General features: G+C 68.4%; 14 protein-coding genes. 5 read left to right on the top strand and 9 right to left on the bottom strand.

What is annotated here, in order from left to right; genetic code table 11:
• Positions 1 to 18: 18 nt before the first annotated feature.
• Entirely contained in the window at positions 19 to 4,443 is a 4,425-nt protein-coding gene (locus A3G1_RS0101310) for a LamG-like jellyroll fold domain-containing protein (protein WP_169437513.1), read from the bottom strand.
• A 354-nt stretch (positions 4,444 to 4,797) separates the two neighbouring features.
• On the opposite strand from A3G1_RS0101310, the gene A3G1_RS32630 reads away from it, so the two are divergent.
• Both A3G1_RS32630 and A3G1_RS40275 read left to right on the top strand, forming a co-directional pair.
• The gene (locus tag A3G1_RS32630; RefSeq protein ID WP_018347650.1) at positions 4,798 to 11,478 is read left to right on the top strand and encodes a polymorphic toxin-type HINT domain-containing protein; all 6,681 of its coding nucleotides are present in this window, start codon (positions 4,798 to 4,800) and stop codon (positions 11,476 to 11,478) included.
• A gap of 6 nt (positions 11,479 to 11,484) precedes the next feature.
• The gene (locus A3G1_RS40275; RefSeq protein WP_157640833.1) at positions 11,485 to 12,051 is read left to right on the top strand and encodes a hypothetical protein; all 567 of its coding nucleotides are present in this window, start codon (positions 11,485 to 11,487) and stop codon (positions 12,049 to 12,051) included.
• A 177-nt stretch (positions 12,052 to 12,228) separates the two neighbouring features.
• On the opposite strand, the gene hemB is transcribed toward A3G1_RS40275, so the two are convergent.
• The 5 genes from hemB to A3G1_RS32620 form a co-directional block, all read right to left on the bottom strand.
• Positions 12,229 to 13,212, bottom strand: a complete 984-nt coding sequence (gene hemB / locus A3G1_RS0101300; protein ID WP_018347649.1) for a porphobilinogen synthase — start codon at positions 13,210 to 13,212, stop codon at positions 12,229 to 12,231.
• Between the two features lie 65 nt (positions 13,213 to 13,277).
• A complete protein-coding gene (locus A3G1_RS0101295; protein ID WP_018347648.1) occupies positions 13,278 to 14,876 on the bottom strand; it encodes a bifunctional uroporphyrinogen-III C-methyltransferase/uroporphyrinogen-III synthase in 1,599 nt (532 codons plus the stop codon).
• Positions 14,873 to 15,781 carry a hydroxymethylbilane synthase gene (gene hemC / locus A3G1_RS32625; protein ID WP_018347647.1) on the bottom strand — a complete coding sequence of 303 codons (909 nt, stop codon included), beginning with the start codon at positions 15,779 to 15,781 and terminating at the stop codon, positions 14,873 to 14,875. The genes A3G1_RS0101295 and hemC overlap by 4 nt, the downstream gene beginning before the upstream one ends.
• Positions 15,778 to 17,127 (bottom strand): glutamyl-tRNA reductase, encoded by a 1,350-nt coding sequence (locus tag A3G1_RS0101285; RefSeq protein ID WP_018347646.1) that lies wholly within the window; start codon positions 17,125 to 17,127, stop codon positions 15,778 to 15,780. The genes hemC and A3G1_RS0101285 overlap by 4 nt, the downstream gene beginning before the upstream one ends.
• Positions 17,124 to 17,825 carry a redox-sensing transcriptional repressor Rex gene (locus A3G1_RS32620; protein ID WP_018347645.1) on the bottom strand — a complete coding sequence of 234 codons (702 nt, stop codon included), beginning with the start codon at positions 17,823 to 17,825 and terminating at the stop codon, positions 17,124 to 17,126. Before A3G1_RS32620 ends, A3G1_RS0101285 begins: the two co-directional genes overlap by 4 nt.
• A 715-nt stretch (positions 17,826 to 18,540) precedes the next feature.
• Between A3G1_RS32620 and A3G1_RS0101275 the strand changes: the two genes are divergently transcribed.
• Both A3G1_RS0101275 and A3G1_RS0101270 read left to right on the top strand, forming a co-directional pair.
• Positions 18,541 to 19,797 carry a sensor histidine kinase gene (locus A3G1_RS0101275; protein ID WP_018347644.1) on the top strand — a complete coding sequence of 419 codons (1,257 nt, stop codon included), beginning with the start codon at positions 18,541 to 18,543 and terminating at the stop codon, positions 19,795 to 19,797.
• 24 nt (positions 19,798 to 19,821) lie between these two features.
• Positions 19,822 to 20,466, top strand: a complete 645-nt coding sequence (locus A3G1_RS0101270; RefSeq protein WP_026211693.1) for a LuxR C-terminal-related transcriptional regulator — start codon at positions 19,822 to 19,824, stop codon at positions 20,464 to 20,466.
• A gap of 4 nt (positions 20,467 to 20,470) precedes the next feature.
• Here the strand turns inward: A3G1_RS0101270 and A3G1_RS0101265 are convergent, their stop codons facing one another.
• From A3G1_RS0101265 to A3G1_RS0101255, 3 genes are read right to left on the bottom strand one after another with little or no spacing between them, the layout of a single operon-like run.
• Positions 20,471 to 21,109: an HAD family hydrolase gene (locus tag A3G1_RS0101265; protein ID WP_018347642.1), complete on the bottom strand. Its 639-nt coding sequence runs from the start codon at positions 21,107 to 21,109 to the stop codon at positions 20,471 to 20,473.
• Positions 21,110 to 21,148: 39 nt separating this feature from the next.
• Positions 21,149 to 21,376 carry a glutaredoxin family protein gene (locus tag A3G1_RS0101260; RefSeq protein WP_018347641.1) on the bottom strand — a complete coding sequence of 76 codons (228 nt, stop codon included), beginning with the start codon at positions 21,374 to 21,376 and terminating at the stop codon, positions 21,149 to 21,151.
• Complete coding sequence (locus A3G1_RS0101255; protein WP_018347640.1) at positions 21,373 to 22,776, bottom strand: AMP-binding protein; 1,404 nt, start codon at positions 22,774 to 22,776, stop codon at positions 21,373 to 21,375. The genes A3G1_RS0101260 and A3G1_RS0101255 overlap by 4 nt, the downstream gene beginning before the upstream one ends.
• Before the next feature lie 514 nt (positions 22,777 to 23,290).
• Here A3G1_RS0101255 and A3G1_RS0101250 point away from each other — a divergent pair.
• Positions 23,291 to 24,094 carry an ECF subfamily RNA polymerase sigma factor, BldN family gene (locus tag A3G1_RS0101250; protein WP_425411370.1) on the top strand — a complete coding sequence of 268 codons (804 nt, stop codon included), beginning with the start codon at positions 23,291 to 23,293 and terminating at the stop codon, positions 24,092 to 24,094.
• Positions 24,095 to 24,106: the final 12 nt, after the last annotated feature.

Below are 24,106 nucleotides of genomic sequence, written 5' to 3'. Positions count from 1 at the left end.
GACCTTCCAGCTGAGCCCTTATCCCCCGCTGAACAGTACGACTGGCGCGTCCAGCGTTGTTCCGTTGTTGTGGTGTTTCTCGATGAGGAACGTGCTGGGGCCGGTGATGTTGAGGGTGATCAGCTCCGTCTTGCCGTCTCCGTTGAGGTCGGCCGCCGCGGTGGATCGCTGGAGCCAGGCTCCAGGGGTCTCCTGCCGTACGGTGCTGGTGGCGGTCGCCGCTGGTTTGGTTCCGGTGAAGGTGAAGGCCCGGACCTGGTTGCTTGTGCTTGCGGGCTGGTCGTAGAGGCAGATGATGTCCTGCTTGCCATCGGCGTCGATGTTGCCGGTGGTGACCTTCACGCGCGTGAGGTCGAAGGTGCCGTTGCCTGCGCTGCTGTCCCAGGCGGTCGCCCATTGCGAGTTCGGGGTGAATCCGCTGCCGGTGGAGTATTTGACCGAGATCTTCACCTGCTGGTTGTCGTACTGGTAGAGGTGGACAACATCGGCCATCTTGTCGCCATCGACGTCCGCGACCTGCTGGATGACACGGCGGGGTTCTGCGTCGCCGACCGGGTTGGTGTGCCAGAGAGCGATCGGTTCGAAGCCGGTGCTGCCTGCGGATGCCTTAGCCACGTGCAGCTTGTACTGGCCTGGGCCTGTGGTTTGCATGAGCACGAGGTCGGCGCGGTTGTCGTGGGTGGTGTCGGCGAAGCCAACCTGAAGGTTTTCCATGGCCCAGGTGTCGTCCTGGGTGCTGGTCCAGGCTAGTGCCGGTGGGTTGAAGGCGGTGCCGGTGGAGGTGAAGACCCATGCCTGCACGCCGCGGGTTGCGGGCATGTCGCCGTCGTTGCGGGTGATGAGCAGGAGGTCGGTGCGTCCGTCGTAGTTGTGGTCGGCGGCGTACCAGCGGGCCGAGTCGTGCCATTTGATCGGCGGCGCTTCGACGCCTGGTGGTCGCGCCGTGCTCGTGGACCAGAACGGGATGGCTGCGGCGAGGGTGCCGGTGCCGTTGCCGGGCAGGACCCGCAGGTCGGTCACGACGTCTTTTTCCAGTCCGGCGGTGCCGGTGATGACGAGGACGTCGGGTTTGGTGTCGCCGGTGAAGTCGCCGGTGAGGTGCTGGGGCGCGGCCCGGCGGGTGTTGCGGGTCTGGTTGACGAGGGCGAGGATGTCGTCTCCGGTGAGCGCGCCGGTGAAGACCTTCACGTCGTCGATGCCGCCTTCCCACCAGTCGGCGCTGGTGCCGTTCCACTTCGATCGGCCGATCGCGAGGTTACCGCTGGCGTCCCATGTGGATGGCAGGTCTACCGGGTTGCCCTGCTGTTCTCCGTTGACGTAGAAGATGATCTTCCCGCCGCCCCGGTCGACGCGTGCGGCCAGGTGTGTCCACACACCGAGGGCTGCCGGTGCGGTGGATTCGGCGCGGGTGAAGGATGTGTTGTCGGTGTCGCTGGCGCAGACGGTGAACATCCAGGTCTTCGCCGGGCCGTGGTAGCCAAGGATGAACGCGGAGGCGCGGTTTCCGTCCTGGCTGATGACCGCCTGGTTGTTGCCGCTGCGGTCGAGCTTGACCCAGGCGGCGACGGTGTAGTCGCCGCCGGTCCGTACCGCCCCGGGGGCGGTCGAGGATGATCCGGCGCTGAGGCCGTTGCCGCCGGTGTAGCGGGCGCCTTCGCCGGTGAAGCCGTCACGGACGGGGTAGACGCCGGAGTAGGTGCCGGTGTTGAGAGTGAGGGTGCGGTTGTTGCCGCTGCTGTCGGGGGAGCTTCCGGCGTCTGCGGTTGCGTTGTACTGGTACCAGGCTTCGAGTTTGCGGGCCAGGCCGCGGATCTCCCAGGCGGGCAGCACCCGGTCGTAGACGCGGGTGTCGTCGATACCGCCCTTGACGTACTGGCCGTAGGCGCCGTTCCACAGGGACCGGCCGAAGTTCAGCCCGGTACCGCCTGTGTTGACGGTGCCGATCTGGCTGCTCTGCCCTTGCAAGACGCCGTTGACATACAGCGACAGGATCCTGGTGCTGGTGTCGTATACGGCGGCGACATGTGTCCAGCCCAGCGGCGGGTTCGCCGCGCCTACGGCGCCGTCTGTGGTGGGGTTGTCGGTGTCGGTGCGGGTGAGCAGCACTTCGTAGCGGCTGGCCGTGCCGTTGTACTTGAGGATGAGGGAGCTGCTGCGGGTGGCCGGCTGGGAAATGATGTCGCGGTGCCCGGTGCGGTCGGTGAGGTTCACCCACGTGCTGACGGTGTAGTTCTTCGTGACGTCGACCTTCGCGGCCGTAGCCGCGTGCCCGGCGCCGTCAAGCGTCAGGTAGGTGGTGTGGCTGTACAGGTGATCGGGGACCGAGCCCGGTGCCGCCCAGGCAGCGGTGCCCGCGAGGGTGGCGTCCTTGTCTCCGCTGCCGCTGTCGTTGGCCGTCGCGGCGCCTGGCAATTCGTTGAGCTGCCAGTGATGCACGGCCGGTCCGGGTGTTTTGACAGAGAACGCGAACGGCTTAGTGAGGGAGTTGCCCGCCAGGTCATAAGCGGTGACGTGGAGCGTGTTTGTCCCGCCGACGGCTGGGGTGATCGCCACCTGCGTGCTGGCGCCAGGGCTGGGGGCGGCGGCCTGCCCGGTGATCACCTTGCCGTCGGCACCGGTCATGGAGTACGAGTACCACACGACGTCGCTGTCAGATCGGAACGTGAACATACCCGTCTGTCCGACACCGCCGTTCACCGTCCCATCCTGCGGATACTCAGGAGAGAAGACGCTGAGGGTGGCAGGCGGTTTCTGGTCGACGACGATGGTGCAGCCCTGAGCCCATGGCCCCCACCAGCCGTAGCCGTCGGTCGCTCTCGCATTGATCCAGTACGTGTCGCTGGGCAGTTCTGACGCTGGCCTGATCCACACGAGCGGGGAGCCGGATCCGGCGTTGATGGGGTGGGTCTGCTTGGTCTGGCCGTTCTGTGAGATGTGCAGCTCGCCGGTGACGGCATCGCCCTGCGGGTCGATGGCGTAGGAGCGGAAGGTGTAGCTGGCTGCTGCGCCCAGGTGGAGGGTGCCGCCGTTGCAGGGCTTGCCGTCGATGGTGAGGTTCTGCGGCGCGCCGGGCGGATCGTTGTACACCACCGACAGCAGGGGCGAGTTCTGGTCGAAGCGCCGCCACGCCTGCTCGTTGTACTCGTGGCCGTCGGCGATCTTCAGCGCGAACACCAGGAACGACCAGCCATTGTCAGCCGAGGCCCGGGCGGCGTTCTGGACGTCGAACCAGACTTCCTGGTCGTTCTGGCAGCCGTTGCTGCCTTTCTCGGAGTTGCCGTAGGTGCTGTTGCTCTCGCCGATCTTGCCGGTGAGGGTCAGCGGGTTCCAGGTCGAGGCGAGGTGCAGCTCGAACGGCTTCCACGAGGGTGTGGTGCAGTTGGCGTCCCAGGAGTGCGTCTGGAGGACTTTCAGGTGCGCGCTGATGATCTGCTTGTGGCTGAACCATGAGGTGTTCATCTGCATGAACGCCCGCCACAGGTCCGCGTCCGAGGGGTCGCTGCCGATCTGGATGTCGCCGGTGGCGGCTTCCCCGCCCCACAGCGGGTTTCCGGGGTTGCCCGGGTTGACCAGGCCCCATCCGCCGCCGTTCTGGTAGCCGATGGTGTCCCATCTCGGGTCGATGAACAGCGGCAGCGCCGCCTGCGGATCGGCCAGCAGGGCAGCATCAGGCCGGAGGGTCAGCTGGCCCGCCGAGTACGCGACGGCGATCTTGGCTTTGCGGGCTCCGTTGCTCGGTGCCCAGCCGTATCGTGCCGGGTCGTCGCCGGAGGCGGTGTCGGGCTGCTTGCCGTCCCACATCCAGGGCTGCCCGGCGGCGAACACTACCCGCCCGTCAGCTGCGGTCGCGGTGATCCCGCCGTCGCGGCCGACGGCGACCGTGAGCCGTTCGGTCTTCACGCCGAGGGTGATGGAGGCCAGGCGCGGGTCGGCCGCGGCGGCGCGGGTTTTCACGACGAGCATGTGCGTGATGCCGCCCGAGCGGGTCGGCCGCACTTTCAGGTCGACGCCCGGGTACACCTCGGGGTAGGTGGCCACATCGCCTGCGACCTGCGGTGCGGGCAGCGCGGCGGGCCACGTCAGGGTCAGCTTGTACGGGCCGTCGGTCATGGTGGCCAGCGCGGTGTCCCCTCCGCCGGACAGCTGGAGCGTGGCCGGTGTCGCTGTGGTGGCCAGGGCGGTGCCCTCCCGGCGCAGCGTGGTGTCAATCGCCACCCACGAGCCGTCAGCCTTACGCGCCCGTACCGGGGTGAGGCTGCGCTCGTGGGTGAAGGACCCTTCCGGGTTCGCGAACACCTGGTCCGTCGCCGACCGCAGACCAGAAACCTCGATGCGGCGCTTCGCCTTGCGCGCCACATCGGAGGCGGCCTGCGCTGAAGGCTGTTCCGTAACCGCCGCCAGGCCGGCACCCGCCGTTTCAGCCGCTGCGGGAAGTGTGCCCATCGTGGACAGTGCTGAGGTACCTATCAGGACAGCTGTGGCATATCGCCGCCAGCGGTGACTGTGCGTGTGCATGTAGCTCCTATCCCCAGGGTTTTGCGGCCCCGAAGTATGCCACCGCCAAGGCCGGCCTGGCTGTCCCATACATCTCACCTCCCAGCCCCGCAGCGGGCAGCAGGGTGTCGGTGGCCCCTGGTAGCCTCCGCCGGTCCTATTGGGAGACGATGGGGGTCTATTGTGGCGAGTGCCACACAATCATCTGCTTTACTGAGAACCTCGCGCGCGATAGGCGCGGGCCTCGTTCTGGCCATGGCCGCCCTTGCGGCAGGCCCATCACCCGTACTCGCGGCGCCATTTGTGCCCACCGCAGCCAAACCCGACAAGTCCGTTAAGGGCAAGCCGGTACCGGCCACCAGCCCCAAGGAGAACCAGCCGGCGCTGCGAGGGAACCGCCCCGCAACCTGGCCCGCTGCGGCCGTCGCCGAGCTGGATCTGACTCCAGCCGCATCCGGGCAGGCCGCCGCCAGCGCACCGGCGGGCGGCGGGAAGGCGAAAGCCGGCAAGACTCCGCTGTCGATCGGCCTGGCCGCCGCACCGGCGTCACAAGCGCAGGCGGCATCCGCTGCACCGGCCGGCGGGAAGGTCCGTGTCGAAGTCCTCGACCGCAAGGCTGCGGACAAGGCCCAGATCCCGGGTGTGCTGTGGAAGGTCACCGGCGCGCCAGGATCGCTGGACGCTGACTTCGACTACTCCGCCTTCCGTGACGCCTACGGCGCGGACTGGGCCAGCCGGCTCCAGATCTTCCGCCTGCCCGACTGCGCGCTGAGCACACCGGAACGTGCCGAGTGCAAGCCCGCCCCGGTTGCGACCCGCAACGACCAGGCCGTCGGCAAGCTGTCCGCCACGCTTGAGTTCGCCACCGCACCGCAGAAGGCGGCGGGCAGCGGCCAGGCCGCGCCCGCCGGCAGCGGCGCCATGTTCGCCGCAGCCGCCGGCCCGTCCGGGCCGTCCGGCTCGTTCTCGGCGACGTCCCTGTCGCCGTCGGCGACATGGAGCTCGGGTAACCCGACAGGTGACTTCTCCTGGAGTTACCCGCTGCGGGTACCGCCGGGCCTGGGCGGGCCGGTGCCGCAGATCGCTCTCGGGTACTCCTCGTCGGCTGTGGATGGCCGGACGGTCGCGACGAACAATCAGCCTTCGCAGCTGGGTGAGGGTTTCGATTTCCATCCGGGGTTCATTGAGCGCCGGTACAAGCCGTGCGCGGATGACAAGGGCGGTAACCAGGGCACCGCGCAGACCGGTGACCAGTGCTGGGCGACGGACAACGCGACGATGTCGCTGAACGGCCGCGGCGGCGAGCTCGTCCTCGACGACGCCACCGGCGCGTGGAAGCTCCGCAGCGATGACGGCTCGAAGATCGAGCGGCTGTCCGGGGTCACCAACGGTGACGACAACGGTGAGCACTGGAAAGTCACGACCAGTGACGGTAACCAGTACTACTTCGGCCTGAACCGCCTGCCGGGCTGGGCTGCCGGGAAGCAGGAGACGAACTCGGCGTGGACGACGCCGGTGTTCGGCAACAACTCCGGCGAGCCGTGCTACGGCGCGACGTTCGCCAGCAGCTGGTGCGATCAGGCCTACCGGTGGCAGCTGGACTACGTGGTCGACCCGCACGGCAACGTGATGTCGTACTACTACCAGAAGGAAACGAACTTCTACGCGCTGAACCTCACCGCCGGCTCCCCGAAGCCCTACACGCGTGGCGGGTGGCTGGACCGGATCGACTACGGCCAGCGCGACGGCTCCGTGTACTCCACAGTCCCGGTCGGCCGTGTGGTGTTTGAGATGGCCGAGCGGTGCCTGCCGGGCTCGACGTGCGACTGGTCGCACCCGGAGAACTACCCGGACACCCCGCTCGACCAGAAGTGCGACGGCGGGAACTGCCAGGGCAAGTGGTCCCCGGTGTTCTTCACGACCAAGCGCATCGCGAAGGTCCGCACGCAGGTGTCCGACGGCGCGAACCTGACGGATGTGGACTCCTGGACCCTGCGGCATGAGTTCCCGGCACCTGGTGACGGGACGCGGGCCGGGATGTGGCTGGAGGCGATCCAGCAGACCGGCCACGTCGGCACAGCGGTGTCCCTGCCGGAGGTGAACTTCGACTGGGTGCAGCTGTCCAACCGGGTGATGAAGCCCCTGGACACGCAGGCACCGATGAACTGGATGCGCATCAAGTCCATCCACAGCGAGTCCGGCAGCACCCTCACCGTCGACTACTCCGGCCCCGAGTGTTCCCACACCGGGACCATGCCGGCGTCCCCGGCCGCGAACACGATGCGCTGCATGCCCGCAGCCGTGCCGAAGCCCGGCACGGACACCGTGGACTACGACTGGTTCCACAAGTACGTCGTGACCCGGATCCTGGAAAACGACAACACCGGCGGCAGCCCCGCCGTCCAGACCACCTACGACTACCTCGACGGTGCCGCGTGGCGGCACGATGACGCCGACGGCCTGGTCGATCCGAAGTACAAGACCTGGTCGCAGTGGCGCGGCTACGGCAAGGTCCGCACCACCAAGGGCCAGGCAGGTACCGCGCAGCAGGTCACCGAGCGGCGGTTCTTCCGCGGCATGAACGGCGACAAGCTCGCCGACGGCAGCCTCCGCTCAGCCGCGATCGACGGCATCACCGACCACGACCAGTTCGCCGGCCAGCCACGCGAGGAGAAAACGTTCCTCGGCCTCGGCGGCCCCGTCCTGTCGTCCTCGCTCACCACACCCTGGCGGGGGCCCGTCACCGCGACCCGGGTGAAAACCTGGGGCACAGCCGAAGCGCGCCGCGGCGACACCGAACGAACCCGCACCAGCAGCGCCATCTCCGGCGGCAGGCAGCGCGAGACCGAAGTCATCCGCACCTTCGACCCAGCCACCGGCCAGCTGATCGACGTCAGTGACCTCGGTGACCTGGCCGTGGCAGGCGATGAGTCCTGCACCCGCACCACCCTGCTGCGAAACACCACGCTGAACATCCTGACCCTGCCCTCGCGGCAGGAGAAGGTGTCGGTGGCGTGCGACAAGCCGGTCTCCCGCCCGGCCGATGTGCTGTCGGACGTGCGGACCTCCTACGACGGGCAGGCGTGGGGCGCGGTGCCCACAAAGGGCACTGCGACCCGGGTTGAGCAGCTGATCGGGTATGTCAACGGGCAGCCGCAGTACAAGGAAATGAGCCGCAGCGTCGTCGACTCCTACGGCCGGGGCATCGAGTCCTACGACGCCAAGGGCGAGAAGACCACCACGACCTACACCCCCGCCACCGGCGGCCCGGTCACCAAGGTCGACACCACCAACCCGCTCGGCCACAAAACCTCGATGACCCTCATCCCTGCATGGGGCTCGGCGGCGGCGCAGACCGACGCCAACAACAAGACCGGAACCCTCGAGTACGACGGCCTCGGCCGCCTCCTGCGCGCATGGACACCGGACCGGCCCAAGAACTTGTTCGCCCAGGCTTCGACGGAGTTCACCTACCAGGTCCGTACCGACGGGCCGGTGGTCACCACCACCAAGGCCCTGAAACCCAACGGCAACTACGTCACCACCTACGAGCTGTACGACGGGCTGCTGCGTCCGCGCCAGACGCAGATTCCCGGGCCGACGGGCGGGCGGATCGTCACCGAGACGCGGTACAACTCCCTCGGCCAGCCGTACAAGAAGGCTGGTGCGACGCACAACACCGACGCACCCGGTAATGCGCTGGTGACGTTCGCCGACAACGAGATCCCCGGCATGAACGTCACCGAGTTCGACGCAGCCGGCCGGGCCACCGCGGACATCTTCTACGTCAACGGCGTGGAAAAGCACCGCACCAAAACCGAGTACGACGGCGACCTGACCCACGTCACCCCGCCCACAGGCTCGGCGGGCACGACGGTGAAGAACGCCCAGGGCCAGACCACCGAGATCCGCCAGTACCACAGCGGCTCCCGCACCTCGTCCTACGACGCGACGAAGTACGCCTATAACAAGGCCGGGGCGCTGAGTTCCGTCACCGACGTGGCGGGCAACGCGTGGACATACGAGTACGACCTGCGCGGCAGGCTCATCAAGACCGTCGACCCCGACAAGGGGCCGACCGAGATGACCTACAACGACGCCGGCGAGCTCACCTCCACCAAGGACGCCCGGGGCATCGTCCTGGCCTACGGCTACGACAAACTCGGCCGCAAGACCGGCGTCTTCGAGAACACCACCGCAGGCAAGAAGCGCTCGGAATGGTGGTACGACAAAGCCGGGGCGCTCGGCCTGCAGTGGGCATCCGGGCAGTATGACGCCGCCGGCAACGGCTACTACTCGATGATCGACAAGTTCGACTCCGCGTACCGGCCCCTCGAGCTCAACATCTCCATCCCAGCGAACGAGACGGGCCTCAGCGGCAACTACGGCTACAGCTTCACCTACAAAGTCGACGGCTCACCCGAGTCCATCGCCTACCCCAGCCGGGGCGGACTGCCGGGCGAGGTCGTCTCCACGAGCTACACCAACCTCGGCGCGCCCAGGCGAACGGCCGGGCTCGGCTCTTACGTCGCAGAGACGTACTACACCAAGTACGGCGAGGTCGAACGTCTCGACCTTGACTACGACGGAACAGAAACCAACGACCGCCGGCCGGTGTTCAAGACCTTCCACTACGAGGAGGGCTCTCGCCGGCTCATCCGCTCCATCACCGAGCGGACGATCGGAGCCCCGTACCGGGTGTCCGATGTGAACTACACCTACGCCCCAGGCGGCGCGGTCACCAAGGTCGTCAACAATGCCGAAGGCCTCACCGCAGACACCCAGTGCTTCAGCTACGACCACCACGACCGGATCACTGAAGCGTGGACGCCCACCAGCGGCGACTGCGGCACGACCCGATCGGCCAGCAGCCTGAACGGCCCGGCGCCGTACTGGCACTCGTGGACCTACGACAAGATCGGTAACCGGCTTTCCGAAACACAGCACAAGACCACCGGTGACCTAACCCGAAACTACGGGTACAAGGAAAACGGCGTCACCAAGCCGCACACCGTCACCTCCCTGTCGTCCACGCTCGGACGCCGAGAGTGGACATACGACGCCACCGGCAACACCCTCACCCGACTCGGCCCGTCCGGCACCGGGCAGGCACTCGCCTGGGACGCCGAAGGACGCCTGTCCAAGGTCACCGAAGGCTCACAGGTCACCGAATTCCTGTACGACGCCTCTGGTAGTCGGCTGATCCGCAAGGAAGCCGGCGGAGCCAAGACCCTGTACCTGCCCGGCATGGAAGTCCGCTCCGACGGCAAAGCCAGCCGCTACTACAGCCACGGCGGCGAGGTCGTCGCGGTCCGCACCACCGACGCCGGCCTCACCTGGCTGTCGTCTGACCGTAACGGCAGCAGCGATGTCACGATCGCCGAAAACGGCCAGGCCATCAGCCGCCGATACCTCACCCCGTTCGGAACCGAACGCGGCACCATCCCATCCTCATGGGTGGATGACAAGGGCTACGTCGGCGGCACTAAGGACCGCACAGGTCTGACGCACCTCGGCGCACGCGAGTACGACCCGTTCATCGGACGGTTCATCTCCGCAGATCCGATCATGGATCCGCTCGATCCGCAGCAGATGCATGGCTACGCCTACGCCAACAACAACCCGGTCACCCTGTCCGACCCCACCGGCATGCTCCGGGAAGAAATCGAAGCAGGCGGAGGCGGCTGCGACGCCGCATGCGGCGCAGCGGCGCAGTCCGAAGGCGAACAGTTCTACCAGGAACACCAGGCCGCAACGGCCAGGAAGGAATACGAGGACGCCAAGAAGACCGCGGAGACGCCGATCCTCGACGTCGTCCTCAAGGCCGGCGGGGAAATCCTCATGGAGGTCCTCGGCATCAACGACATCCGCGACTGCATCACCAAGGGCGACGTGATGGCCTGCGTCAGCACCGTCGCCAACATCATCCCCTGGGGCAAAATCTTCAAACTCCCCAAGATTGCCAAAGCCTTCGAACGTGCCTACGAAGCCTTCAAAGCCTTCGGCGAGAAACTAGCCAAAGCCAAGGCTGTCCTCCGCAGGGGTGAAGTCCCAGCAGGAGCAGCAGCCAAAAAGGCAGACAACGCAGCAGCCACCGGCGGCAAAGCAGCCGACGACACTGCAGCCGCCAGCACCAAGGCAGACGACACCGGTGAAGCAATGGCCGGTTCTGGAAAGTGTCACAGCTTCGCCCCTGCCACGGAAGTCGCAATGGCCGATGGCAGTCAGAAACCAATCTCCAACGTGGAGATTGGTGACGAGGTCGTAGCCACCGACCCCGTCACCGGCGAGACCGGCCCCAAGGCCGTGACTGCCCTGCACGTCAACCAGGACACCGATCTCACCGAACTCACCGTCACCAAGAACGACGGCACAAATGAGACACTGTCCACCACCCAGCACCACCCCTTCTGGGACGCAACCCTCGGCACATGGGTCAACGCCGGGGAACTTCAAGCCGGGCACGAACTGCGCACGCTCGACGGCAGCACCGTGCACGTCACACTCGTGGCCAACCACACCGGCAGCAAGCAGATGCGCGACCTCACTGTCGGCGACGTACACACCTACTACGTCGTCACGGGCACAACCCCGGTTCTGGTGCACAACTGTGACAACGAAGTCCAGGATGGCACTGGTCGTTCGGATACCGAACTGCTTGACATGGCCAACGGCATGCGAGATGAGTTTGCGGCTTCCGTTCGCCAGACCAAAAACCCTCCAGCCGTAGTGACCGCCGGTTATAACGTCGAGACTAAGCAGGTAGCCGTAGGCGCCTCACACGGCGGGGGAGCTTGTGCAGAGGTTTGTGTCATCAACCAGCTAGGCGGCGACGCCAGTAAGATACGGTTCACGATGGCCGTTCGCCCACGGAACGGAAGGCTGATTAATATCTGCTTCTCCTGCAGCGCCACATCACCCAAATCTGCATTCCCGCCGGGTACCGTCTTTGACAGCGACGTAATAGCCAGTCTTTACAATTGAGGTGACATGGAGCTCCAGCTAAGTCGGCACAACTGGCCGACCCTGCGCACCCCGAAAGGTAATGCCTCTCTAATTCCCCATCTGATTCAAGATTTGTTGAATTCAGAGAATCATGAGTCAGCCGAGGCCGCCGGGGCCAGAATTGAAGATATACTATTCGCCAATGGGCTTCTTTGCGAAGCGTCGCTAGCAGTGGCCGAATGCATGGTGCATGCCCTCTGGAAGTGCCCCGATGCCGCAATTCCTTTCGCCCTTAATATCTTGATCGACATCGCCGACGGGAGCGTGACCGAAGCCGATCCAGACTTTCTTGGGAAAGTAAGATATGCGGATTGCATGTCAGCGGTTGCACTGGGTTTCCCGGCCTACGTGGAAATTCTAGATTCAGAGACTGATGCCAGCACCAGAGCCATATGCATCGACCTAATTTGCTCCAGCGGCGTGTTTCTTGAGCGGATCCGCAATCAGGCTATCTACTACCTGACTCAGGTATTGAAGCAGCCCTCGATGCTCGATTATCGGATACTTATCGAGAACTCCTTGAGGGCGTTAGCAAAGCCCGAAGATACGTAATTTCATGCCCATGCCCCAATCCTCTTTCGAGGATTGGGGCATGGCTCGTAAGCCGTTGGCGCAATTGGGATTTGCACTAACTGCTTGCAGGCAGCGGAAAGCTCCTAAGCAGCTCAGCACTGAAGCCGGACCACTCAAGGACGAGTGGCCGAAACTCTGTCGAAGATTTTCCCGGAATCAGTACTGCTCGCGCAGTTTCAACGCTGCTTCGGTTGCCCAGTACGAAAGAATGATCTGGGCGCCGGCGCGGCGCAGCGAAGTCAGCGACTCCATAATCGCCCGCTCCCGGTCGATCCAGCCGTTCGCGGCTGCCGCTTCGACCATCGCGTACTCGCCGGAGACCTGGTACGCCGCGACTGGGACGTTCACCGTCGAGGCGATCGCGGAGATGACGTCGAGGTACGGGAGGCCCGGTTTCACCATCACCATGTCGGCGCCCTCGGCGATGTCGAGTTCGACCTCGCGGAGGGACTCGTGCAGGTTGGCCGGGTCCTGCTGGTACGTGCGGCGGTCGCCGTCCAGCTGGGATTCCACCGCATCGCGGAACGGGCCGAAGAAGGCTGAGGCGTACTTGACGGCGTACGCGAGGATCGAGCGGTCGGTGTAGCCAGCGGAGTCCAGGGCCTTGCGGACCACGCCGACCTGGCCGTCCATCATGCCGGACGGGCCGAGGACGTGGACGCCGGCCGCAGCCTGGGCCACGGCCATCTCGGCGTACCGGGCCAGGGTCGCGTCGTTGTCCACATCGCCCTTGGCGTCGAGCACGCCGCAGTGGCCGTGGGACGTGAACTCGTCGAGACACAGGTCGCTCATGACCACTGTGGAGTCGCCGACCTCGCGGATGACGTCGCGGATCGCCACGTTCAGGATGCCGCCCGGGTCGATGCCGCCGGTGCCCGTGGCGTCGCGCTTCTCGGGTACGCCGAAAAGCATCAGGCCACCCACTCCGGCCCGGACGGCCTCGGCAGCTGCCTTGCGCAGAGAGTCGCGGGAGTGCTGCATCACGTCCGGAAGGGAAGGCACCGGGCGGGGCTCGGTCAGGCCTTCCTTGACGAACATCGGCAGGACGAGCTCTGCCGGGTTGAGCCGGGTCTCCGCGACCAGCCTGCGCATCGCGGGAGAGGTGCGCAGCCGCCGGGGGCGGGCGATGGGGTAGCTCATCCGGGCCTCCTGACTCTTGCCGAAACCAGAACCGGGGTGCCCTGGCGGACACCCCGGTGCACTGACTAGCGGAACCTCAGGGCTGTCGGGCCCTGCACCTTCGAGCCGCGGCGCTGCTTGGCCGGCATGGCCGCCAGCTTCTCGCGGAGTTCGACGGCGTACTGGGCGAGGGCCTCGACCAGGTCCGGCACGGCGGCGTGGTCCGGCTGCACGTCCACGCGCAGGCCGAACTCCGTTGCCGTGTCCGAGGTCTTCGGGCCGATCACAGCAACCACGGTACGCGCGTGGGGCTTGCCGGCGATACCCACCAGGTTCCGAACCGTCGAGGACGAGGTGAACAGCACCGCGTCGAAACCGCCCGACTTGATGGCGTCGCGGATGTCGGCCGGCGGCGGGGCGGCCCGGACGGTCCGGTACGCCGTGACGTCGTCGACCTCCCAGCCGCGCTCGGTCAGCCCGGCGGCGAGGGTCTCGGTCGCGATGTCGGCGCGGGGTAGCAGCACCCGGCCCACCGGGTCGAGGACCTCGTCGAACGGCGCGAACTCCGCCAGCAGGCCCTCGCTCGACTGCTCGTCGGCGGGGATCAGCTCGGGCTGGATACCGAAGGCGCGGACGGCGTCGGCCGTGGCCTCGCCGATGCACGCGATCTTCACGCCGCCGAAGTGGCGGGCGTCGAGGCCGTGCTCGCCGAACTTCTCCCACACGGCACGGACGGCGTTGACGCTGGTGAAGACCACCCAGGCGTACCGGCCGTCGACCAGGCCCTTGATCGCCCGTTCCATCTGGGCCGGGGTGCGCGGCGGCTCGACGGCGATCGTCGGCACCTCGCACGGGATCGCGCCGTAGGTCCGCAGCTTGGCGCTCATCACGCCGGCCTGCTCCTTCGTCCGGGGGACGAGGACCTTCCAGCCGTACAGCGGGCGGTTCTCCCACCAGCCGAGCTTGTCGCGTTCCTTGACGCCGGCGCCGAGGGTGAGGACGACCCGGCCGGAGAAGCCGAGCGCCGCCTCGACGAAGCTGTCCACACTGGACGACGTCGTGTACTGCGTCTCGCCCGTGCCGTCGCCGGTCACCGAGATCGGGGAGCCGCCGTCGACACCGGCCGCGAGCAGCCCGTCCCGAACCTGGCCCAGATCCCCGGCTTCCACGGCCATCGCGAAGCCGCCACGGTGCACGGCTGCCGCCAGTGCCTCGAAGTCGACCGTCGCCACGTCGTCGACGTCGACCGTCGTGCGGGCGGTACCGAGCGGGACGCCGGCGTAGGTCGCGACGCCGGACGCCTGGCCCACGCCCGGAACGACCTCGAACGGCACGGCGGTCCGCGCCACCGACTGCACTTCCTTGACCACGGCCTCGTGGCCGAACGGGTCACCGATCACCAGGTGCACGGCGCGCAGGCCGGACCGGGCTGCCGACAGCAGGACCTTCGCCACGTCGCCGGGCACGCCCTCCGCCGGGGAGAACTCCGGCGCGTGCACGCCCTCGGCCTCCGGCTCCACGGCCGCCTTGATCACCGACAGCAGGGCGTCGGGGACGCTGCGGTCGTAGACGATGTGGTCCGCGTCGGTCAGCGCGTCCCACGCGCGGCGGGTGAGCAGGCCGGGGTCGCCGGGGCCAGCCCCGACGAAGGTGATCCGGCCGGCGGACTTACGGGTGCGGGTCATGCTGCACTCCCCAGTACGGTGTTGGCGCCTTCGGCGAGCAGTTCGGCGGCGAGCCGCCGGCCTACTCCCTCGGCGTCGGTGAGCGTCCCGGTGCCGGACAGCTTGACGGCGAACGAGCCGTCCATGCTGAGCACGGCACCGCGCAGGTAAATCTCTTCGTCTTCCGTCACCTCGGCCAGGCCTGCGACGGGCGCGCTGCACCCGGCCTCGAGGGCGGCGAGCATGGCGCGCTCGGCCGTCACGGCCGCGCGGGTGGACGGATCGTCCAGCGCCCGGAGCGCTTCGGCGAGCTCCAGGTCTGCGGTACGGCACTCCACGGCCAGCGCGCCCTGGGCGGGGGCCGGCAGGAGAAGCATCGGGTCGAGCGTCTCGGTGATCTCCGCCGTCCGGCCGAGGCGGGCGATGCCGGCCCTGGCCAGGATGACCGCGTCGAGTTCACCGGAGGTGACCTTGCCGATCCGGGTGTCGACGTTGCCGCGGATCGGGACGGCTTCCAGGCCGAGGCCCAGGGCCGCGAGCTGCGACATCCGGCGGGCGGCGCCCGTGCCGATCCGGCTGCCCGGCGGCAGCTCGGTCAGGGTGAGGCCGTCGCGGGCCACGAGGGCGTCGCGCGGGTCCTCCCGGGGCGGGATGGCCGCGATCACCAGGCCGTCAGCCGGGGCGGTCGGCAGGTCCTTGTACGAGTGGACCGCGAAGTCGATCTCTTTGGCGGTCAGCGCGTCCCGGAGTGCCGAGACGAACACACCGACCCCGAGCTGCTGGACCGGGGCCGTGGACACGTCACCTTTTGTCACGATCTCCACGAGTTCCACGGTAGCGCCGGTGGCGCGTTCCACCGCGTCGGCGACCATCCGGGACTGGGCCATCGCCAGCGCGCTGCCCCGCGTACCCAACCTGAGCCTCACTGCCCAGCCTCCTCACGGCGGCCGCCTTCCCGGCGGCTGCCCTCCTGATGGCTGTCTTCCCGGCCGCAGCCGCCGCTGGCAGGCAGGGCCTGCGCGACGCTGTCGGTGGTCACGTCCAGGGCGAACAGCTCCCTGACCAGGGCCGCGTACTGCTCGCCGCCCGGCTCGGCCGCCAGCTGCCGCACCCGCACGGTCGGCTGGTGCAGGAGCTGCTGGACGACCCGGTGCACCGTCCGCGCGACCTCCGCCCGCAGCTCGTCCGGCAGGTCGGGCCGGCGCTGACTGAGTTTGCGCAGCTCAGAGGCCACGACGTCGTCGGCGCGCGCCCGGAGGGCCGCCACGGTCGGGGCGATCTCCGCGCCGCGCAGCCAGGCGGCGTACGCTCCGACCTCCTCGGCCACGATGTCCTCGGCCGCCGCCACGTCGGAGGCGCTCTGGGCGCCGGTCAGCGCGACGCCGAGCCGTTCGATGTCGAGCAGGATCACGCCGGGCTGGTCGGCCAGGGCCGGGTCCACGTCGCGCGGGACGGCCAGGTCGAGGACCAGGCGGTGACCGCGAGCCGGAAGCTCGGTGATCACGTACCCGGAGGAGGCCGTCGCGCTGATCACGATGTCCGCGCCCTCGATGGCACCGGGCACCGCGGAGAAGTCGATCGCCGCGCCGCCGTACGCCTTGGCGAGCCGGAGCGCCTTGGGCATCGACCGGTTCGCGACCATGAGCTGGCCGACGCCGAGCCGGTTGAGCGTGGCGCAGGCCAGGGCACCCATCGCGCCGGCCCCGATGACCAGCACCCGGGCGTCTTCGAGGGACAGGCCCGACTCCTCGGTACCGATCTCGAGCGCGGCGGAGACGACACTCTGCCCGGCCCGGTCGATCCCGGTCTCGGCGTGCACCCGCTTGCCGACCCGCAGCGCGGTCTGGAGCAGCTCGTGCAGCACCCGGCCGGGGGCGTCGGCTGCCGTCGCGACCCCGTACGCGTCGCGCAGCTGGCCGAGGATCTGCGCCTCGCCGACGACCATCGAGTCGAGGCCGGAGGCGAGCCGGTACGCGTGCCGGACAGCCTCGTCGTCGTACCGGACGTAGAGGTGGTCCACCAGGTCGTCGAGCTCGACACCGGCGTGTGCGGCGAGCACCGCCGACACCTCGGAGAGCCCGGCGTGGAAGGCGGAGACGGCGGCGTAGATCTCCACCCGGTTACAGGTGGACAGCACGATCGCCTCGCCGACGGAGTGCTGGGCGAGCAGGCCGGCGAGCAGCGCGGGCACGTCGCCCGGCGGCACCGAGACCTTCTCCAGCAGGCTCACGGGGGCCGTCCGGTAGGACACCCCGACGATCAGTGGGTTCACAAGGTCACCGCCCCGGTCAGCGCCGCTGCTTTCCGATGCTCGTGGAACGAGAGGATCTGGAGCTCGACGGCCACGTCCACCTTGCGGACGTCGACGCCTTCCGGCACCGAGAGGACACACGGTGCGAAGTTCAGGATGCTGGTCACGCCAGAGGTGACCAGGATGTCGGCGACAGCCTGGGCCGCGTGGGCCGGGGTGGCGATCACGCCGATGGCGATCTTCTCCTCGACGACCGTGGCCGCCAGGTCGGAAATGTGCCGGACGGTCAGCCCGTTGATCAGGCGCCCGACGAGCTCCTGGTCGGCGTCGAAGAGCGCCGCGATGTGGAAGCCACGGTTGGCGAACCCGGCATATCCGGCGAGGGCGTGGCCGAGGTTACCGATACCGACCAGGGCGACGGCGCGCAGCACGGTCAGGCCGAGCACGTGCTCGATCTGCCGGATCAGGCGGTCGACGTTGTAGCCGACGCCGCGCGTGCCGTTCGAGCCGAGGTGGGAGAGGTCCTTGCGGAGCTTCGCGGAGTTGACGCCCGCCGCGGCGGCCAGCGCCTCGCTCGACGCGGTGTCGTGCCCGGCCTCCGCCAGGGCGTGCAGCGCCCGGAGATACTCCGGCAGGCGCGCGACTGTCGCCTCCGGGAGGTCCGGGAAGTCCGGGCTGCCGGGGGTGTTACCCGGGCCGCCGGTACGCTGCTGGCTCATCTGACTCCGTGACGACGGGGACTGTGACCCCCGCACACAGCACTGTAGCGAGCTGTGCTATCAGGGTTCCTCGCGCAGACAGCGTATGCGCTTGTGAACGAGTGCACAAATCGCGATCTTGACAATGGGTGACCCGATGTGCCGGAGGCCACACTCTCCGTGCCCCGCACGCGATGCGGCCTCCTGGGGCGGCAAACCCGGGCCAGCACCCACCCACCCGCGTCGTGAGCTTGAGTTATGCCCCCGCGGCACTAGGCCCTCCATTCTCAGGCTCGCACAGGAAGGCGGGTGGGCGCTGTGCCCCAATTATTACCTAAGAGTGGATTTACCAGGCATATTGCGCGCATCGGCGTGGCGGATCCCACCCCGCCGGCGTGGCGCGTGCGGAGCTGGTCACACGTGGCGCACACCACCCGCCGCAGACCCCCAACCCCACAGATCAAAACCATCATCCGTTACCCGGAACGCGGCCCCCGCCGCGCGCAGCCCACCGCCCGCCCCCCACCCCGGAGGCCCGAAAGCCACCCAAAGCCCGGCCCATGGGAGCCTGGCCGTCCTCCGGGTTGGGCCCCGGCCCCCACTCCACCGACTCCCCAGCACCCCCGCCCCGGGTAACCCATCAAGATTTTGATCTTCGGGGGTAGGGACAACCCGACCACGCAGACGCCAGCCGCCCGGATGGGCAGCACCGGTGTGAATCAATAGCGTTACCGCCATGAGCACAGCCACCCCGCTCCGCCGCATCGGCCGCGACGCCAGGTACCTGCTGACCGGCCTGCCGGTCGCCATCCCGGCGTTCGTCCTCGTCATCACGTTCTTCGCGCTCGGGATGGGCACCCTGGTCATCGTGGCCGGGCTGCCGATCCTGGTGGTCGCGGTGCACACCGCGCGGCTGTTCGCCGATGTCGAGCGGTCGCGGATGAGCAGCATGCTCGGCAGGCAGGTGAGCCGGCCGCACTACGCGAAGGCTCCCGAGGGTTCCGGCTTCTTCCGCAGGCAGCTCACGCAGCTCAGGCAGGGGCAGTCGTGGCTGGACCTGCTACACGCGATCGTGAACTTCCCGATGGCCGTGGCGGCCTTCGCCCTGACACTGTCGTTCTGGGCTGTCGCGCTGGGCGGGCTGACGTACTGGATCTGGGGCCGCTTCCTGCCCTACGACGAGACCAACAACGACATCGTCACCGAAACCATCATGGGTTCGGACTCCCTCCAGAACCGGATCATCCTCAACACGACCCTCGGCGTCCTCTTCGTCTTCCTGACGCCGCTGCTCCAGCGGGGAATCGCCTCGGTACAGGCCGGCGTCTCGCACGCGCTGCTCTGCCAGCTCGCCCAGCTCCAGGGCCGGATCACCGACCTGACCGAGAGCCGGGCGGCGGCGGTGTCCGCCGAGGCCACGGCGCTGCGCAAGCTCGAACGCGACATCCACGACGGCCCGCAGCAGCAGCTCATCCGGCTCGCGATGGACCTGTCCCGCGCCCAGCGCCAGGTCGCCAGCGACCCCGAGGCCGCGAGGGAGACGCTGACCGCCGCGATCACGCAGACGAAGGAAGCGCTGGGCGACCTGCGGGCGCTGTCCCGGGGCATCGCGCCGCCGGTACTGGCCGACCGGGGCCTGGCCGCCGCGCTCACCACAGTGGCCAGCCGCAGCACCGTGCCCGTCTCCGTCGAGGTCGCCCTGGACGGCCGGCCGAACGCCGCGATCGAGAACGCCCTCTACTTCACCGCCGCCGAGGCACTGGCCAACATCGCCAAGCATTCCGGGGCCACCGAAGCCGCCATCACGCTCACCCGGCAAGATGATCATCTGTACCTCGTGGTCCAGGACAACGGCACGGGTGGCGCACAGCTCGCGAAGGGCCACGGCCTGGCCGGGCTGGCCGACCGGCTGAAGGCCGTCGACGGGCAGCTCGTCGTCGACAGCCCGGCAGGTGGCCCGACCGTCCTGGTCGCCGAGGTACCCGTGACCTGACACCTCCACAATGGAGACATGGCGATGCGCATAGTGGTGGCTGACGACGCGGTCCTCCTCCGGGAGGGCCTCGTCCGACTGCTGACGGAAGCCGGGTGCGAGGTTGTCGCCGCCGTAGGTGACGGGCCCTCGCTGGTCGGGGCGGTGGTGGCACACAAGCCGGACGTGTCCGTTGTGGACGTACGGATGCCGCCCTCACACTCCGACGAGGGGCTGCGGGCCGCCGTCGAGGCGCGGGCCAAGGTACCCGGCAGCCCGATCCTGCTGCTGTCGCAGTACGTGGAGCTGTCCTATGCCGACGACCTGCTGGCCGACGCGCGCGGCTCCATCGGCTACCTGCTGAAGGACCGGGTGGTCGACGTCGACGACTTCCTCGACGGGCTGCGCCGGGTGGCCTCGGGCGGCACGGTGCTCGACCCGGAGGTCGTCTCCCAGCTGATGGTGCGCCGCCGGGCCAGCGACCCGCTGGCCGGCCTCACCCCGCGCGAACGCGAGGTGCTGGAGCTGATGGCCGAGGGGTCCTCCAACACGGCCATCGCCCGCCGGCTCGTCGTCACCGAGGGCGCGGTCGAGAAGCACGTGCGGAACATCTTCACGAAGCTCAACCTGACCCAGGACTCCGACCAGCACCGCAGGGTACTCGCGGTACTGGCCTTCCTCAGGTCCTAGAAACTCAGAACCGCGCGGCGATCGCCACGGCTTCCAGGATGGAGTCGGCGCACGGCGCACCGTGCGCCCGCAGCCGCTCCGCGTCCGTGAAGCCGCCGGTCACCAGCACGGCCGGCGCGCCCAGCGAGGCAGCGGCCTCCGCGTCGTCCAGCGAGTCGCCAACCAGGACGACATCCTGGCCGCTCAGGCCGAGCTGACCCAGGTGCTGGGCCAGCGAGGCGGCCTTGCCGGCCCCGCCGACATCCGCGCGCAGCCCGTTGACCGCTGCGAAGAACTCGGTCAGCCCGTAACCGTCCACACAGGGCACCAGCTCCTCGTGGAACCACATGGACAGCAGCGACTGGCCGCCCTGCCAGCCGGTCAGCGCGTCGACGACGCCCTCACGCAGCTCGCAGTCGGGCAGCGCGACCCGGTAGGAGTCGTGGAAGATCTTGTCCAGCCGGGCGAACTCCTCGTCGTCGACCAGACGGCCCAGCACATCGCTGTAATAGTCCTTGATCGGGCGGCGGAAACCCCGCCGGTGCGCCTCGATCTCCACCACAGGCCCGCCGACCGACGCGAAGGCCTCGTTCGACGCCGCGACCACGAGTGTGATGTCGTCGAGCAGCGTGCCGTTCCAGTCCCAGATCAGGTGTCTTCCCACATCGGCAGGCTAAAGCCGGGGTACGACATTCTCGCAGCGTCAGTGACCGAGATCTCGGAGCAGCCGGTCCTCCTCGACCTCCCAGTAACCGTGCTCCTTCCCATCGAGCATGATCACCGGAAGCCGGTCGCCGTACTCGCGCTCCAGCTCCGCGTCGGTACTCACGTCCAGCTCCGCCCACGGTTCGCCGACGCGGTCGAGGGCCTCGCGGGCCTGCTGGCAGAGGTGACAGCCTTCCCTGGTCAGCAGCACGACCCGGGTACTCATGCCAGCTCCCGCTTGCGGACCTTGCCGGTCACCGAGTGCGGCAGCGAGTCCACGAACTCGACAGCCGTCGGGCACTTGAACCGGGCCAGACCCCGCTCGCAGTGCCGGATCAGCTCCTCCACGCTCACCGGGGCCGACGTGACCACATACGCCTTCACGGTCTGCCCGGTGTACGGGTGGGGGACGCCCACCACTGCCGCCTCCTCGACGGCCGGGTGGCTCGCGAGCACCAGCTCGACCTCGTGCGGGTACACGTTGAACCCGGAGACCAGGATCAGCTCGCCCATCCGGTCCACAATGAACAGGTCGCCCTCGGGGTCGGCGTACGCGACGTCGCCGGTGGGCCACCAGCCGTCGGCGTCCGGGCCGCCCCGGCCGTCGGGCCAGTACCCGCTGAACAGGTTCGCGCCGCGGACCACGATCTCGCCGGGGTCGCCGGGTTCAGCCTCGTCGCCGTCGATGTCCACGAGTTTCAGCTCGACGCCGGGGATCGGCCTGCCGATCGAGCCGGGCTTGGGCACACCGCCGACGAGGGTGCTGGTCAGGACGGGTGCGGTCTCCGTCAGCCCGTACCCCTCGAAGATCGTGTGATCGGAGGCGGCCTTGAACCGGGCGGCGGTGCTGGCCTCCAGCGGCGCGGCCCCGCTGACCGCGATCCGCACGCTCGCGCACGACAGCGGCACGTCGGGCAGCAGCGACCAGGCGACGTACATCGGCGGGACCCCGAGGATCGCGGTCACCCGGTACCTGCGGACCAGGTCCAGCGTCCCCACCGGATCGAACCGGTCGACCAGCACCCCGGTCGCACCGTGGTAGGCCACGGCTCCCAGGCCGGAGTTGAGCCCGTACGCGTGGAACAGCGGCACCCCGAGCAGCACGACGTCGTCGTCCCGCACGATCGGCGGCTCGACCCGCGCGAGCTGCTCGTGGTTGGCGATCAGCGCGGCGTGGCTGAGCATCGCGCCCTTCGGCAGCCCGGCCGTGCCGGAGGTGTAGAGGAGCAGTGCCAGCCCGCCCTCGGCGTCCACCACCGGCCCGCCGTCGGCGACCGGGGCGCTGTCCGGCTCCACCACCAGCGTCGCACCGGAGTCGGACAGCACGTGCTCGCGCTCCCGCTCGGTGTACCCGGGGTTGATCGGCACAGCCACCAGCCCTGCGCGCCACGCCCCGATCAGGGTCGCTGCGGCCTCGATGGTGCTCGGCATGACGATCGCGACCCGGTCGCCGGGACGCAGCCCGGCACCGAGCAGGCCACGGGCGTGCCTGTCGGCCAGCTCGTCGAGCTCGGCCCAGGTGACGGTCCGCGGGCGGGTGATCAGCGCCGGCTGTTGTGGTGCGCGGGCGGCGGCCCGCCGGACGAGGTCCGCGAGGTTCGCGGCGGGACTCGAAGACTCTGCCATTGACTCGAGGGACTCCACGGCGCGAGTCTGGCACACAGCCGTACCCGATGGGCGAGCCGTGCCGGTTTCGTGCGCGTTCTTCCACGGCAGGCGTTCCGTGGTGCCCGGGTTCGCCAGGGGTCCGGCGGGGCGTCGGATGTCCGACATCGCGACCTGCCCGACTCTTCCCCCAATGTGACGTTTGGGCGATACTCAAACGCCCCAAACTTGCAATTCCGACATTTCGTACGGCGTGTCGGATTCCGGTACCGGCGTGTCGTGCCACAAATGACGGACAGTAAGTGCGACGACTACCCGCTGCGGCAGCATACTGTGTCACTGCGTATCGGAGTTCGGACATGTGGAAGAAACACCGCTCTACCATCACAGAGTCGGCCAAACGCGCGTGCTTTAGCTCCCGACACCCCTCGCCTGAGGAGGCCCCTGTGCCCGTCGAAGCACCATCTGCCCGCCGCTGTCCCCAGGCGGGTGACCGGTGACCGGCAACGTTCTGAGCGGCGGAGACGCCTTCGGCTTGTCCGCTGGGCTCGAATCCCTCCGGATCTTCCTGGCGGGGACGCTGCGCAGCGAGGAGGGCACCGTCCGGCGCCCGCGCCCGAACGCTGGCCCGGCAGGCCGCACCCCGATCGGTACCCTGCTCGGCCGCCCGCGTAACGCACGGCACGCCGACGTCACCCCGGTCACCGAGGAACAGCGCACCAGCCAGACTCCGCCCCCGCCACCGCAGCAGCCCAGCCGCCCGGACCCGTCCGACGCCGCGGCTGAGGTCTGGGCGCTGGTCGAGCGGGCGCAGGCCGGGGAGGCCGCGGCGTTCGGGCTGCTCTACGAGCGCTACGTCGACACGGTGTTCCGGTACATCTACTTCCGGGTCGGCAACCGCCCGCTGGCCGAGGACCTGACCTCCGACACGTTCCTGCGTGCGCTCAAGCGGATCTCCAGCTTCACCTGGCAGGGCCGCGACCTGGGTGCCTGGCTGGTCACCATCGCGCGGAACCTGGTGGCAGACCACTTCAAGTCCGGCAGGTACCGGCTCGAGGTCGCCACGGCTGACGTCCTCGACGCCGACCGGGAGGAACGCGGCCCGGAGGGCAGCCCCGAGGCCGCCGTGATCGACAAGCTGACCAACGTCACCCTGCTCACCGCGGTCAAGCAGCTCAACCCCGAGCAGCAGGAATGCATCGTGCTCCGGTTCCTCCAGGGCTTCTCGGTCGCCGAGACCGCCAACGCCATGGGAAAGAACGAGGGCGCGATCAAGGCTCTGCAGTACCGGGCGGTCCGCGCGCTCGCCAGGCTGCTCCCCGAGGGCTTCACGCTGTGAGCACTGTGAGAC

The sequence above is a fragment of the Longispora albida DSM 44784 genome, assembly GCF_000379825.1.
Taxonomy (GTDB): Bacteria; Actinomycetota; Actinomycetes; order Mycobacteriales; family Micromonosporaceae; genus Longispora; species Longispora albida.
Note: the sequence above shows the minus strand (reverse complement) of the source record. Positions and strands in the feature narration are given on the sequence as shown.